The following is a 13,492-nucleotide window of genomic DNA, read 5'->3' as shown; positions in this document are numbered from 1 at the left end:
ATTTTAAGAGTGACTTATGTATTCTCCCAATAATGTTGCCGAAGTACAATCTGTAATTTTAACTTTTACAAAATCTCCTACTTTTTGATCTCCTTTAGGGAAAACAATGGCATAGTTTTGCGAGTTTCTAGCCATCCAATGTTGGTCTGATTTTTTAGAATTTCCTTCTATTAAAGCAACAACGGTTTTTCCTAAATAAGCTTCAGTGTTAGCAAGGCTCATTTTTCTTTGTAAATCTATTACCTCTTGTAAACGTCTCTTTTTATCTTCAGCAGGTACATCATCTGGAAATTTTTTCTCGGCCAATGTTCCTGGTCTTTCCGAATAAGCAAACATAAATCCATAATCATAATTTACATATTCCATTAATGACAAAGTATCTTTATGTTCTTCTTCTGTTTCACCACAAAAACCAACAATCATATCTTGAGAAATAGCACAGTCGGGTAACAAAGTTTTAATATTATCAATTAACTCCATGTATTCTTCACGAGTATGTTGACGATTCATTCTTTCTAGCACAGTAGTACTTCCAGATTGGACAGGTAAATGTAAGTACCTACAAATATTTGGATATTTAACCATGGTATGAAGTACATTGATGTCCATATCTTGTGGATTGTTGGTGAAAAATCTTACCCACATTTCTGGAAAAGTACTTGCAACCATTTTTAACAAATCGGCAAATCCAACAGCAGTCGCTTTGGCAATATCACTTGCTTTGCTAAAATCTTTTTTTAATCCACCACCGTACCAAAGATAACTATCAACGTTCTGACCCAATAGGGTTACTTCTTTATATCCTTTGGCTTGTAAATCTTTAATTTCAGAAATAATACTTTGTGGATCTCTAGATCTTTCTCTTCCACGAGTAAAAGGAACTACACAAAAAGTACACATATTATCACAACCACGGGTAATGGTTACAAATGCAGAAACTCCGTTAGAATTTAAACGAACAGGAGAAACATCAGCATAGGTTTCTTCTTTAGATAAAATTACATTTACAGCGTTTCTACCTTCGTTTACTTCTTCTAATAAGTTTGGTAAATCTCTATAAGCATCAGGTCCAACGACTAAGTCTACAATTTTTTCTTCCTCTAAAAACTTAGATTTTAAACGTTCAGCCATACAACCCAGAACACCAACCTTCATGCTAGGGTTTATTTTTTTAATGGCATTGTATTTTTGCAAACGTTTTCTAATGGTTTGTTCTGCTTTTTCACGAATAGAACAAGTGTTTACCATTACCAAATCAGCCTCTTCTAGGTTTAAAGTGGTATTGTATCCTGTTTCGGATAAGATAGAAGCAACAATTTCACTATCGTTCATATTCATTTGGCAACCATAACTTTCTATATAAAGTTTTTTGGTGTTACCTTCCTTAAAGTCAGTAGAAAGAGGATGCCCCTGCTTGTTTGCATCAATAATCTTTTCTTCTGTTGTAACTCTACTCATTTTTTGTGATTTTCTAAGGATGCAAATTTACAATAAAATTTACGATTTGTGACATCTTGTCATAAGAGATGTGAATAAGAAAATCTTAAAAGATGAAATTAGAATATAGGTTTTAATTTTTCTCCCTACTTTTGTGAAGAATTATAGATTTAAAAAGGGGTAATTTATTTATGGCGAATAATCTGGTAATAGTAGAGTCACCTGCAAAGGCAAAGACAATAGAGAAGTTTTTAGGGAAGGATTTTCAAGTGGAGTCTAGTTTTGGACACATTGCAGATTTACCGTCAAACGGATTGGGAATTGATGTTGATGGCGATTTTTCTCCAACATATTTAGTGTCCGATGATAAAAAAGCAGTCGTTAGGAAATTAAAATCTTTGGCAAAAAAAGCAGAAACTGTTTGGCTAGCAAGTGATGAGGACCGTGAAGGGGAGGCAATTGCTTGGCATTTAAAAGAACAGTTAAAACTTAAGGAAGAGAATACCAAACGTATTGTTTTTCATGAAATTACCAAATCTGCTATTTTAAAAGCAGTGGAGAACCCAAGAAAAATTAACTATAATTTGGTTGATGCTCAACAAGCACGTAGGGTTTTAGATAGAATTGTTGGATATGAATTGTCTCCAGTTTTATGGAGAAAAGTAAAAGCAGGTTTGTCTGCAGGTAGAGTTCAATCTGTAGCAGTACGTTTAATTGTAGAAAGAGAGCGTAGTATTTTAGATTTTGTGAGCGAAGCCAGTTACAAAGTAGTGGCTGAGTTTTATAATGATGAAGGAAAAAGTTTTAAAGCAAGCATTCCAAAGGCATTTGATACACGTGAAGAGGCAGAAGCTTTTTTAAATGAATGTGTAGGAGCGGAATTTAAAATTGCAGATTTAATAACCAAACCAGCCAAAAAATCTCCGGCAGCACCTTTTACTACTTCAACTTTACAACAAGAGGCAGCAAGAAAGTTAGGTTTTTCAGTATCAAAAACCATGACTGTTGCTCAACGTTTGTATGAAGCAGGGATTATAACTTACATGAGAACTGATAGTGTAAACTTATCTGAAGAAGCAAAAAAAGCAGCAGCAGATGAAATTACAGCTTCTTATGGAAAAGAGTTTAGTAAGCCTAGAAATTACAATAACAAATCTAAAGGAGCACAAGAGGCACACGAGGCCATTCGTCCTACAGATATGACAAACCATGAAATCAATCAAGAATACGATCAAAATAGATTGTATGATTTGATTTGGAAGAGAACTTTGGCTTCGCAAATGAGCGATGCACAATTAGAGCGTACCAATGTTAAAATTGAGAACAATCAAAATGACAAAGTTTTTACTGCAAATGGTGAAATGATAAAGTTTGAAGGGTTCTTAAAAGTGTATTTAGAAGGAACAGATAACGAAGATGAAGAGCAAGACGGAATGTTACCACGTTTAACGGTTGGTGATGTTTTAGAGCATGAATATATTACCGCTACACAGCGTTTTTCAAAAGCACCTTACCGATTTACAGAAGCATCTTTGGTAAAGCAGTTAGAAGAGTTAGGAATTGGACGTCCATCAACGTACGCTCCAACCATTTCTACAGTTTTACGTAGAGGTTATGTAGAAAAAGGAACTGTTGAGGGAGAAGAAAGGGCTTATGAGCAATTTGTTTTAAAAAACAATAAAGTAGCATCAAAAACTTTAACAGAAAAAGTAGGTTCAGACAAAGGAAAGTTGGTTCCAACGGATATTGGAAATATTGTAAACGACTTTTTAGTAGCTCATTTTGATAAAATTTTAGATTATGGGTTTACAGCAAAAGTAGAAGCTCATTTTGATGAAATTGCGGAAGGAAATGAGGAATGGATTGGTATGATTAAAGATTTTTACAAAGGTTTTCATACCAATGTAAAAGATGTTGCCGAAAATGCCGATAGAGAGAGTGGAGAGCGTATTTTAGGAAAGCATCCAGAGTCTGGAAAAACTGTTTTAGTACGTTTAGGTAAGTTTGGGCCTTTGGCTCAAATTGGAGATCCCGATGATGAAGAAAAGGAATTTGCAAGTTTGTTAAAGGAGCAAAACCTTGGAACAGTTACTTTAGAAGAGGTATTAGATTTATTTTTATTGCCTAAAAATTTAGGAGACTATAAAGGGGAAGAAGCCGTAGTTTCTAATGGACGTTTTGGACCCTATATTAAATACGGTGCTATGTATGTTTCTTTAGATAGAGGAGAAGATCCTATGTCTGTAGATTTTGACAGAGCTGTAGAGTTAATTGAAGCAAAAATAAAAGCAGATGCACCAATTGCTGAGTATGAAAACTTACCTGTGCAAAAAGGAGTGGGGCGTTTTGGGCCTTTTATCAAGTGGAACGGAATGTTTATCAACGTAAATAAAAAATACGATTTTGATAATTTATCTAATGATGATATTGTTGAATTAATTGAAACCAAGAAACAAAAAGAGATTGATAAAGTTGTTCATAACTGGGAAGAAGAAGGAATTAGAGTAGAGAAAGCTCGTTGGGGAAGACACAATATTATTAAAGGAAAAACAAAAATTGAACTAGCCAAAACAATAGATGCACCTGCTCTTACGTTAGAAGAAGTACAGGACATTATTGAGAAAAATGCTCCCAAAAAGAAAACAAGAGCAAAAAAAGCTCCTGCAAAAAAAACAGCAGCTAAAAAAACGACTAAGAAAAAATAGTATTATCTAAATCATGATTCAAGATTTTTTTGTTCCTATTAGCACTGAGGTGCTTACAAGCATTGAAGGTAAAGAGGGCGTTTTAGGAACTCAGCTAATCAAACATACATTGGCACAAGGCTTTCCAGTATTAGATCAAATCAATCTTGCTTTTTTTGATGTTAGAGAAGGAAGAGGAGCCATAGATAATGAAGGAACTGGAATTGGTGGAGATGAAATTCGTAAAGAGTTTTATAAACTACATCATGGTAACTGGAAAGTTTCAATTGCAGATTTAGGTTCCATCAGAGCAGGAAATGAAATCAAAGATACCTATTATGCCGTTCAAGAAACAGTGGCTTTTTTGTTAAAAAAGAATATTTTGCCAATTATTATTGGGGGTGGTCAAGATTTAATTTATGCCAATTATAGAGGGTATAATCAGTTAGATCAGGCAGTAAACTTGGCTGTAGCAAGTCCAAAGTTTAGTTTTGGTAAAGTAGAAGATCATTTAAATTCCACATCTTATTTAAGTAAAATTATTTTAGAACAGCCTTGTAACTTGTTTAATTATGCAAATTTAGGATATCAAACTTATTACAATTCTCAAGAAGAAATTGCTTTGATAGAAGGGTTGAGTTTTGAAGCTTATAGAGTAGGAGCATTAAAAGACATAACCATAGTAGAACCTGTAATGAGAGATGCAGATATTGTGGCAATTGATATGGGAGTTGTTAGGTGTGGTGAAGCTCCAGCTAATGGAAATGCCAATCCAAACGGAATATATGGTGATGATTTATGTGCCATTGCAAGATATGCAGGTATTAGCGATAAAGTAACATCATTTGGAATTTACGAATACAATAAGTTGTTTGATATTAATAGCCAAACAAGTAAGCTAATTTCTCAAGTAATATGGTATTTTGTAGAAGGTTACTGTTTACGAACAAATGATTACCCATACGGATCAAAAGATAATTATTTAAAGTATTTGGTTCCGTTTGAAAATGAAACAATTAGTTTTTATCAAAGTGATAAAAGTCAAAGGTGGTGGATGCAGGTAGACATACCTACAGAATCCAAATATAAACGACATGTTTTAGTGCCTTGTTCTTATGATGATTATTTAAACACTATAGAGCAAAAAGTGCCAGAAAGATGGTTTAACGTTCACAGGAAAATATCATAAGTTTATAATGAAAGAATATGGCAAGGTCTTTCATTGTTGATTTGGATTTTTTTTCTAAGTTTACGCAATTCTATAAAAGATGCAAAGAGATAATATGAAAAAATTACTGTTCTTATCCATAGCATACATTACACTAATAAGTTGTAGTGGTTTTGGAGATAAAGGAGAACTTGTAGGAGCAACATCTGAAAACCCGTGGTTTGCAGAAAAACCTTTTGGAATGGTATTGGTTCCTGGAGGTTCTTTTACCATGGGAAAAACAGAAGAAAATAGGTGGGGTGGTTTTGAAATGCCTCCTAGAAGTGTTGCTGTAAAAGAGTTTTTTATGGATGATACTGAAATTACCAATAGTGAATATAAAGAATTTGTGTATTGGGTAAGGGATTCCATCGTTAGGTCTGAGTTGGCTAATTATGCCGAAGGATTTTCTACTTTAGATGATAAATCTGATTTTGGAATAGGAGATTATAAATATTTAGATGCTGATGCAACTGCAGATCCAGATAAGTATACTCCATATCAAAATTATATGTTAAAAACATATGGAACTATTCAACAAAACCATAAAGGGACATTACCTTTAAATTGGAAATTACCCTTGTATTGGAGAGCTGATGAGTATCCTGATGAAGGATATGCCGAAGTAATGGATCAATTGTATTTACCACAAGAAGATGTTGGAGGTATGAAGGTATTTGATATTACTTTATTAAAATATTCTTACATAGCTAATACAAAACAAAATAAGACAAATATTGCAAAGAAAAATAATTATGCCGAGGTAGATATAAATGTATATCCAGATACCACAGTTTGGGCTAAAGATTTTGAATATTCGCATAATGATGTAATGGTTGATAATTATTTTTGGCATGCTGCATTTGAGGCTTACCCAGTGGTTGGAGTATCATGGAATCAAGCCAAAGCATTTTGTAATTGGAGAACTAAAAAGAAAGATGATTTTTTAAGAGCTATTGGTTCTGGAGTACAAGTGCCAGATTTTAGGTTGCCTACTGAAGCGGAGTGGGAGTTTGCTGCTCGTGGAGGAATAGAAAATGGAAAATTCCCTTGGGGAGGTCCCTATGTAACAGATAGAAACGGGTATTACCTAGCCAATTTTAAACCAAAAAGAAACAATTTTGCCGCCGATGGATTTACCTACACAGTAGAGGCAAAATCTTTTAAAGCCAATGATTATGGGTTGTATAATATGGCTGGAAATGTTTCAGAATGGACATCAACTGCCTATAATACTACAGCTGCTTATATTACAAGTTCTTTAAATACAGATGTGGACGATCCTTCTAATAAAAGAAAAGTTATTAAAGGTGGGTCGTGGAAAGACATTGCATACTTTTTAGAGGTAGGTACTAGAGATTATGAATATGCAGACTCTACAAAAAGTTATATTGGGTTTAGAACCGTACAGGATTACTTAGGTGATGCTAAATGGGGAGGACTTAATTATTAAACAAAAAAGCAACAATAAAAATTAACACAAACACTATTTTTTACACTTATGGATTTAAACTCAACAGGATTTAAGAAATTTATGGCAATGGCTTATGGATTAGGAGGGGCAATTGTTATTTTGGGAGCATTGTTTAAATTAATGCACTGGGATTTTGCTAGTGAAATGTTGATTATTGGTCTAGGTACTGAAGCTTTAATATTTGTGATTTCTGCTTTTGAACCATTACCTAAAGAAGAATTAGATTGGGCATTGGTATATCCAGAGTTAACAGGAAGTGGAACAAGTTCATCAAAAAAGAAAAAAGAAGAAACTCCGGAGGGGGTGTTGACTAAAAAGATAGATGAAATGTTGGCTGCTTCTAATTTAGATGCAAATGTCATCAACAAATTAACAACAAGTATGAACAACCTTTCTGATGCTGCAAAGCAAATAGGAGAAAGTTCAGGTTCTGTTGCAGATACTAGTAAATACAATAAAGAAATAAATGCAGCAGCAAATCATTTAGAAAAGATCAATGCTATGTATGCTACTCAAGAAGATAGCATGAACAAAGTACAATCTGCTCAAATGGAAGTGCTAAACAATCAATCTAAGTTGGTTAGTTCTGTTTCAGAAAAATCAGAGGAATTAACCAAGCAAATGGAAACATTATCTAAAAACATAGCTTCTTTAAACAATGTATATGGAGGTATGTTAACTGCAATGGGAGGAAGTAAATAAGCTCAGATCATAATAAATTATAGTACTAAATTAAAAAACTAAAGTCTTTATGGCAGGAGCAAAATTAAGCCCTAGGCAGAAAATGATAAACCTTATGTATCTGGTATTGCTAGCCTTATTAGCAATGCAGGTATCAGTTGAGGTAATGGAAGCATTTGCTAAAATGTATGAGAGATCTGAAGATGCAATTGAACAAGGGATTGAAAAAAATAAAATAACCTTAGGAGATTTAGGTCAATTAAGTAAAGAAAATGCGGCACAGTATGCAGAAATATATCAAACAGCTCTTAAAGTAGATGTTATTTCTAAAAGTTTTATTGAAGAAATAGCTGTTTTAAAAAATAAAATTAAAGAAGCCAATCCTATAGATCCGGAAACAGATAAATTACCTGCAACGGAAATGGATAAAGGAGATTTAATGGATGAATTTCTTTTTGCAGGAGATAAAAATAGTAAGGCTGGAGAGAAATTTGTAGCGGCAGTTAATGTATATAGAGAGGAAATGTTAAAGTTAATTTCAGCATATCCAAATATTGTAAATCAAATAAACGCTAGTTTTAACACCGAACCTGTAAAAATAAACGCTGTTACCAAAAAAGAGTGGTTAGAGTATAACTTTAAAGGAATTCCTGCTATTGGTACCATTGCTATTTTATCGAGTATGGAAAGTGCGGTGCTAAATATAGAAAATGAAGCTTTAACAAATTTTGTTTCAGGAAGGTTAAAAAAAGCAACTTCTGCTAACAATTTAAAAGCATTGGTTATTCCTAGCAAAACAGCCTTTTTTGAAGGTGAAAAATTTGTAGGAGAAGTATTATTGGCAAGTAGAGATGATTCTAAAGTGCCTAATAAAGTTGTAATTAATGGTAAAACATTAGATTTAAACGACAATAAAATTTTTAACAACGGAGTTGTTTCGTTAGCGTTGCCTTCGGGTAAAGTTGGAGAAAATACGATTACGGGAGAATTTACGTTTATAGAAAACGGAAAAGAAGTTAAAATTCCTGTAGAAAGTAATTATGCAGTAGTACCAAAACCAAGTGGAGCGGTTATTTCTGCTGATAAAATGAATGTGGTTTATAGAGGAATAGACAACCCTATTACCATTTCTATGGCGGGTATTAATGCTAATAAAATAAATGCTAGTGCAGCTGGTTTAAGAAGAGTAAATGGTTCTAGCTATGTGTTAAGACCAGGAGGTGGAACTTCTGTTCAAATAAATGTAACAGGAACTACAGATGCTGGAGAAAGTATTAAATCTGCTCCAGTAACGTTTAGAATTAAAGATATTCCTGCTCCACAAGCAAGTATTCGAGGAGAATTTGGGTCTATTAGCATGCCTAAGTCAAGTTTGGCAAAATCGTCTATAGCGGCTGCCTTACCTGATTTTGAATTTGATTTAAATTTAAATGTGTTGAGTTTTAAAGTAAAAGTACCAGGAAAAACAACTGTAATTGTAAATGGTAACAGAATGAATGCTCAAGCACAAAAAGCAATAGCATCTGCTGGTAGAGGAGATATTGTTACTATCTTTGGTATTAGAGCCGGAATAGTAGGAAACTCATCATATAAGCTTAAAGAGGTATTGCCAATAAGCGTAGAAATTTCTAATTAATAACTAGAATGAAAAATAATAAATTAATAAATAGCTTTTTGTTCCTGTTTTTTGCAACAGTGTCTGTGGCTTTTTCTCAATCTAATTATGGATTGTTAAATGCTAAGAAAGTTTCAGAAATAGGAGTAAAGCCTGATGACCGAGTAAGGATAGATCAAGACAAACCATTACCATATGAATATGTTGATGAAAGAGATATCTTGTGGTCTAAAGTAGTTTGGGAAACTATTGATTTATATCAAAAAGCAAATTATCGTTTGTATTATCCTGTAAACGATGATAATAATTCCCCAACATCAAAATCGTTATTTACTAATTTGTTAGAAAACATTAGAAACGGAAATATTGTTGAGGTTTATGAAGATTCACAGTTTATTAACAAATTACCAGTTTCTGAGATAGAAAAAAAATTAGTTAGAGTTGATACCGCTAGTTATGGTTACGATATGTTAAATCAAGGAGAAACCAATATTGATGAATACATAGACAGAAACTATATCAAATCAAGAGATATTAAAGCTTTCCAAATTAAAGGAATTTGGTACTTTAATAAGCGTACAGGACAAATGAACTATCGTTTGTTAGCTATAGCACCATTGGCTCCAGATGTACAAACAATTGGTAGAGATGATGTGGTAGATGATGAAATTTATCCTTTATTTTGGGTGTTTTATCCTGATGCTAGAAACGTATTACACCATGCTCGTCCTGTAAAAGGAGGCTTTGCTGCATACACAGAATCTTTTGATTATTTATTAAATATTAGAGATTTTGCTTCGGTAATTATTAGAGAAGAAAACATGTTTGGGAATAGAAGTATTAACGAGTATATAAGAGGTAATTCTTTATTTCAGTTAAGAGAAGCTCAAAATATTAAAAACGAGATAAGAGATTTAGAATCTGATATGTGGACTTATTAAGCATATCAAATTATTAATACAAGAATAAAAAAAAACTTTCACGATTTGTGAAAGTTTTTTTTTATTCTTGTAAGCTATGAATTAAAGTTTGATTATGCCGTTAGTGAGTTCTAAGGATTTTTCTGCATTGCTAAAACTAAACAAAATACCTGTGTTGGGTAATTTGGTTGGACGTTTTTTTCTGTTTGCTACAAGATTGAATAAAGCCAATAAGGTTTATGACAAACACAAACACAAAGAAGGAATTTCTTTTTTAGATGGTTTGTTAAATGAGTATGGTATTACTTATCATATTTCGGAAACAGATTTGGCTAAAATTCCCAAAGAGGGAGCGTTTGTTTCTGTATCTAACCATCCGTTAGGAGGAATAGATGGTGTTTTATTACTTAGAATTTTATTAGAGGCTAGACCAGATTATAAAATTATAGCGAATTTTTTATTGCATAAAATTGAACCGATAAAACCTTATGTATTACCCGTAAATCCTTTTGAAGATAGAAAGGATGATATATCAAGCGTAAAAGGATTAATAGCTGCCTTAAAACATCTTAAGGAAGGAAATCCTTTAGGTATTTTTCCAGCAGGAGAAGTTTCTACCATTAAGGAAAGAAATATTTATGTGGACAATGTTTGGGAAGAAGGAGCTATAAAATTGATAAAAAAAGCCAATGTTCCTGTAGTGCCAATATATTTTCATGCTAAAAATAGTCTTTGGTTTTATAGATTGGCAAAAATTAGTGGTGTGTTAAGAACGTTAAAACTGCCATCAGAATTAAATAACAAAAGTAAACAAGTTATCCATATAAAAATAGGAACTCCTATTAGAGAAAAAGAAATACAACAATTACATGATATTGCTACTTTAAATAGCTTTTTAAGAGGAAAAACATATTTGTTGTCTAAATCCTTTTTAAGAAAAAGAAAACAGATTTTAGAGTACAGAAATCGTTTGATGAAAAAAGCCAAAGAGATAGCTTTGCCTAAAAATCACGATGATATTTGTAAAGAAATTGATGCTATTAGAGAAAATAAAAAAAGACTGTTTGTTTCTAATGAATACGAAGTTTATTTAACCAAAGCAGATGTAATTCCAAATTTAATGGAAGAAATAGGTAGGTTAAGAGAAATGACTTTTAGATTGATTGGTGAAGGAACTAACAAAAAATGTGATTTGGATAAATATGATGATTATTACCATCATTTAATTTTGTGGAATACCACAGATCAACGTTTTGTTGGGGCTTATAGAATGGGGTTAGGTGAGGAAATTTTTAAACGTAATGGTTTTAAAAGTTTTTATGTGTCTACGTTTTTTAGATTCACTTCAGAAATGGATGAAAAATTACCCAAAACTATTGAAATGGGTAGGGCTTTTATTGTGCCAGAATATCAGCAAAAACCCATGTCCTTATTTTTACTATGGAGAGGAATTGCAGCAGTTACAGTAAAATATCCACAGTACGAATATTTAATGGGGGGAGCAACCATTAGTAATTTATTTACCAATTACTCAAAATCTGTAATGATGAGCTTTTTAGATACGTATTATAGAAATGATGAGGTAGCTGGTTTTATATCTTCTAAAAATCCGTTTAAAATTGATTTAACTACAAATGAGTTTGATTACATGAGTAATTTTATCAATGGAGATGTTAAAAAGTTAGACAGTATTATTAAAGAAGTAGAAGGGGATAAGTTGCGTTTGCCTGTGTTGATTAAACAATACATCAAACAAAATGCAAAGTTTGTAGCCTATAATGTAGATAATGATTTTAACGATGCTATTGATGCCTTAATTTTTATGAGGATAAAAGACATTCCTAAAGAGACTATTGAGCCTATTTTAAAAGATGTTACCTTAGAAAATTAAAATTTCCTTCTAAAGTATATTGTTTTATTTCTTCAATAAAAGATCTATCATTAAGTAGTCTTGGAACCTTGTGTTGTCCTCCTAATTTGTTTTTGCTTTTTAACCAATTGTGAAATTGGTTTTTGTGAGCAAGACTAATAATTGGACTTGTTAAAGTCATATCTTTATATCTTTTGGCCTCGTAATCAGAATTAATTTCTTTTAAGGCATTGTCTAATGCTTGTTTAAAGATTTCAATATCATTAGGTTGATTATCAAATTCAATCAACCATTCGTGACTTCCTTTGGTATTAGCTTCCATAAAAACAGGAGCAACAGTATATTCTTTAATTGTTGAGTGGGTTGTTTTACAGGCTACTTCTAAAGCTTGTTCTGCATTTTCTATAATCAATTCTTCTCCAAACGCATTGATAAAGTGTTTGGTTCTACCAGTAATTTTAATTCTGTGAGGAAAGGTAGAGGTAAATTTAATAGTGTCTCCAATAATATATCTCCACAAACCAGCGTTGGTGGTAATTACCAAAGCATAATTTTTATTTATTTCAACTTCTGATAACGGAATGGCTTTAGAGTATATACTTTTGTACTCGTCCATTGGTATAAATTCATAAAAAATTCCGTAGTCTAACATTAATAAAAGTTCATCACTATCATTTTGATCTTGAATGGCAAAAAATCCTTCAGAAGCATTGTAGGTTTCGTAATATTTAAAAGTGTCTGATGGAATTAGTTTTTTGTATTGTTCTTTATACGGAGAAAAATTTACACCTCCGTGAAAGTAAACCTCCAAATTAGGCCACACTTCTAAAATATTATTTTTACCTGTGTGCTTTAATACTCGTTCTAATAAAACCAACATCCAAGAAGGAACACCAGCCAAACTAGTAATGTTTTCATGAACAGTTTCTTTAATAATGGCATCCATTTTGGCTTCCCATTCACTCATTAAAGCCACCTCTTGTTTAGGAGCACTACTCATATCCGCCCAAAGAGGGAGATTTTCTATTATAATTGCCGATAAATCACCAAAATAGGATTCATTGTTTTCATATACAGCACTACTTCCTCCTAGTCGCAAATTTTTACCAGTAAAAAGTTTAGCATCTTCGTTATTATTATAGAACAAAGTAAGCATGTCTTTTCCTCCTTTAAAATGACATAGTTTGATGGCATCTTCACTTACAGGAATAAATTTGCTTTTTGCATTGGTAGTTCCACTAGATTTTGCATACCACTTTATTTTATTGTCCCATAAAATACTTTTTCCAGTATTTCTTTGTTCTTCTATATAAGGACTTAAAGCTTCGTAGTTCATTAGTGGAACACTATTTTGAAAAGCTTGGTAACTATTTATTCTTTTAAAACGATATTTTTTACCGTAGCTTGTTTTAGCTGCAGCTTCTAATAATTTAAGTAATTGTTCATTTTGAACTTCTACAGGATATTTTAAAAAAAGCTCTACTTGATGCTTTCTTTTTTTAAGAAACCATGAAATAATTGAGTTTAATATGGGTAATGTCATAGAAGTAAAAGTACTTAATACAATTAAAAATGAATATCTTTGAGCCTCTAAAATAACTTTT

Annotated in this window: 9 protein-coding genes; 7 read left to right on the top strand and 2 right to left on the bottom strand. The window is 32.4% G+C overall.

Annotation, left to right across the window (positions count from 1 at the left end; genetic code table 11):
* Positions 1-3 precede the first annotated feature (3 nt).
* Positions 4-1,458, bottom strand: coding sequence for a tRNA (N6-isopentenyl adenosine(37)-C2)-methylthiotransferase MiaB (miaB, locus tag ACXGQT_RS09470; RefSeq protein ID WP_457828354.1), 1,455 nt, complete (start codon positions 1,456-1,458; stop codon positions 4-6).
* Positions 1,459-1,628: 170 nt separating this feature from the next.
* Here miaB and topA point away from each other — a divergent pair, with 170 nt between their 5' ends.
* From topA to ACXGQT_RS09435, 7 genes are all read left to right on the top strand, one after another.
* Complete coding sequence (topA, locus tag ACXGQT_RS09465) at positions 1,629-4,142, top strand: type I DNA topoisomerase (protein ID WP_457828353.1); 2,514 nt, start codon at positions 1,629-1,631, stop codon at positions 4,140-4,142.
* Between the two features lie 13 nt (positions 4,143-4,155).
* Positions 4,156-5,310 (top strand): formimidoylglutamase, encoded by a 1,155-nt coding sequence (locus ACXGQT_RS09460; RefSeq protein WP_457828352.1) that lies wholly within the window; start codon positions 4,156-4,158, stop codon positions 5,308-5,310.
* A gap of 94 nt (positions 5,311-5,404) precedes the next feature.
* A complete protein-coding gene (gene porK / locus ACXGQT_RS09455) occupies positions 5,405-6,781 on the top strand; it encodes a T9SS ring complex lipoprotein PorK/GldK (protein ID WP_457828351.1) in 1,377 nt (458 codons plus the stop codon).
* Positions 6,782-6,829: 48 nt separating this feature from the next.
* Positions 6,830-7,504: a type IX secretion system motor protein PorL/GldL gene (gene porL, locus ACXGQT_RS09450; protein WP_457828350.1), complete on the top strand. Its 675-nt coding sequence runs from the start codon at positions 6,830-6,832 to the stop codon at positions 7,502-7,504.
* Positions 7,505-7,553: 49 nt separating this feature from the next.
* Entirely contained in the window at positions 7,554-9,119 is a 1,566-nt protein-coding gene (gene porM / locus ACXGQT_RS09445) for a type IX secretion system motor protein PorM/GldM (RefSeq protein ID WP_457828349.1), read from the top strand.
* Between the two features lie 8 nt (positions 9,120-9,127).
* Positions 9,128-10,039, top strand: coding sequence for a type IX secretion system ring subunit PorN/GldN (gene porN, locus ACXGQT_RS09440; protein WP_457828348.1), 912 nt, complete (start codon positions 9,128-9,130; stop codon positions 10,037-10,039).
* Between the two features lie 94 nt (positions 10,040-10,133).
* On the top strand, positions 10,134-11,909 hold the full coding sequence (locus ACXGQT_RS09435) for a lysophospholipid acyltransferase family protein (protein ID WP_457828347.1): 1,776 nt from the start codon (positions 10,134-10,136) through the stop codon (positions 11,907-11,909).
* Here the strand turns inward: ACXGQT_RS09435 and ACXGQT_RS09430 are convergent.
* Positions 11,893-13,431, bottom strand: coding sequence for a GH3 auxin-responsive promoter family protein (locus ACXGQT_RS09430; protein ID WP_457828346.1), 1,539 nt, complete (start codon positions 13,429-13,431; stop codon positions 11,893-11,895). The two genes, ACXGQT_RS09435 and ACXGQT_RS09430, sit on opposite strands and share 17 nt — an antisense overlap.
* Positions 13,432-13,492 lie beyond the last annotated feature (61 nt).

The sequence above is a fragment of the Wenyingzhuangia sp. IMCC45467 genome, from assembly GCF_054111205.1.
The sequence above is the reverse complement of the archived record's forward strand: the minus strand, read 5'-3'. Positions and strand labels throughout refer to the sequence as shown.

Coding starts and splice junctions, on each gene's coding strand:
- porL (WP_457828350.1), top strand. CDS start 6,830: ATGGATTTAAACTCAACAGGATTTAAGAAATTTATGGCAATGGCTTAT.
- ACXGQT_RS09460 (WP_457828352.1), top strand. CDS start 4,156: ATGATTCAAGATTTTTTTGTTCCTATTAGCACTGAGGTGCTTACAAGC.
- ACXGQT_RS09435 (WP_457828347.1), top strand. CDS start 10,134: ATGCCGTTAGTGAGTTCTAAGGATTTTTCTGCATTGCTAAAACTAAAC.
- porM (WP_457828349.1), top strand. CDS start 7,554: ATGGCAGGAGCAAAATTAAGCCCTAGGCAGAAAATGATAAACCTTATG.
- ACXGQT_RS09430 (WP_457828346.1), bottom strand. CDS start 13,431: ATGACATTACCCATATTAAACTCAATTATTTCATGGTTTCTTAAAAAA.
- topA (WP_457828353.1), top strand. CDS start 1,629: ATGGCGAATAATCTGGTAATAGTAGAGTCACCTGCAAAGGCAAAGACA.
- porK (WP_457828351.1), top strand. CDS start 5,405: ATGAAAAAATTACTGTTCTTATCCATAGCATACATTACACTAATAAGT.
- porN (WP_457828348.1), top strand. CDS start 9,128: ATGAAAAATAATAAATTAATAAATAGCTTTTTGTTCCTGTTTTTTGCA.
- miaB (WP_457828354.1), bottom strand. CDS start 1,458: ATGAGTAGAGTTACAACAGAAGAAAAGATTATTGATGCAAACAAGCAG.